This window comes from Kitasatospora sp. NPDC048296, assembly GCF_043201815.1.
Classification (GTDB): domain Bacteria; phylum Actinomycetota; class Actinomycetes; order Streptomycetales; family Streptomycetaceae; genus Kitasatospora.
Map to the genome: position 1 here is coordinate 1 of NZ_JBICZB010000224.1, position 1,277 is coordinate 1,277.

The window sequence follows — 1,277 nt, forward strand, 5'->3', positions numbered from 1 at the left end:
AGGTGCGGCGGCGGCCTATCCGGATGATCAGCCCGGTGACCGGCGGGTACGGCTCCGTGCCGTAGAGGCGCGCGACCACGTCGACGACCCGGCCCACCTCTTCCCCGGCCTGGTTGGCGACCGGCCCGCCGACCAGCCCGGCGACGGAGACCAGCGAGGACCGGACGGTCCGGGTGACGGCGGTACGGCGCTCGGCGGCGACGGTGCGGTCGCGCAGCCGGGCGGTGGCGGAGTTGAGCAGGGTGGTGGCAGCCATGGTGGGGACCCCCTCGCCCCGGCAGGACGGGGCATCGGGCCGCCCGGCGGCGCGCCACCGCCGACGCTGACCGCGCGAACCGCTTCCAGGCATGCGCCAGGGCCGCCCGGGCCGGGGCGGACCGGAGGGCGGAGCGGACCGGATCGGTCAGGGAAGGAGGGGGCGCCTCGGACGACTGAAGGACGGCGAGGACGACATCGGGAAAGGCCGACTATGGCCAGGACTTCCGTCCATCACGCCTCCTCCCGATTTCGGCCGCGCATCGAGGTCGCGGCGGCACGGCAGGGGGAGACCGACGTCACCGCCCGGTGCACCCCCACTCGTCAGAGCTTTGGCACTCCACGGCGTGTCCCTGTCGATACCGACGGGAAGCCACTTGGGATCACCCCTTGAGCCGGGGAGACCTGTCCTGATCCGGAGCGTCTCTCGACGGGTGGGATCAGTGGCCTGTGTCCGTGAAGACGCCTCACCGAACGAGGTGTCTGTTCAAATCCGCCCCAGGATAGGACGCCGTAGCCCTTCCGGCGTAATCCTTGACCAGAGCTTGACCCTGAGCTGACCAGCGGGGGAGCCGCCCGGCGCACGGTCGGGTGCGGACTGTCGCCCTTCGGTCGGCGACCGCCGGGGAGCCGAACTAGTTTATGGCCGGGCCCCGGTGGCGGGGAATCCGACCGACGCGCGGGCCCGGCTTCCTTCGGCGGGTGGGACGGTCTCACCTGATGGGGCGGTCCTCGCCGCCCGGTGTGCGCCCGGCGTGCGCCTTGCACGCCCGGTGGATCGCGACACGCGTCAGCACTCTGCGTGTCTCGCGGCAACGGAAAGTAACCGCCATCCCTGGGATTGCTCCGCTTGCGCACTATCCCGGTATTTCGGCCGGGGCGGAACTCACGAGGAGCGATCCATGGAGCCGGGACAGCAGGGAGACGGTTGGGTCGACGGCCACCTGACCAATCTGGAGGACATCGCCCCGCTCCTGCTCGGCGGCGAGGCCGGCCGACAGAAGCACCTGGAGGTCACCGAG

The 1,277-nt window shown here is 71.6% G+C and carries 1 pseudogene and 1 riboswitch; the pseudogene reads right to left on the reverse strand.

What is annotated here, in order from left to right:
• Nucleotides 1-256 (reverse strand): annotated as a pseudogene (locus ACGF12_RS38635) (magnesium transporter); the annotation flags it as partial.
• A 307-nt stretch (nucleotides 257-563) separates the two neighbouring features.
• Nucleotides 564-741: riboswitch (M-box (ykoK) riboswitch) on the reverse strand.
• Nucleotides 742-1,277: the final 536 nt, after the last annotated feature.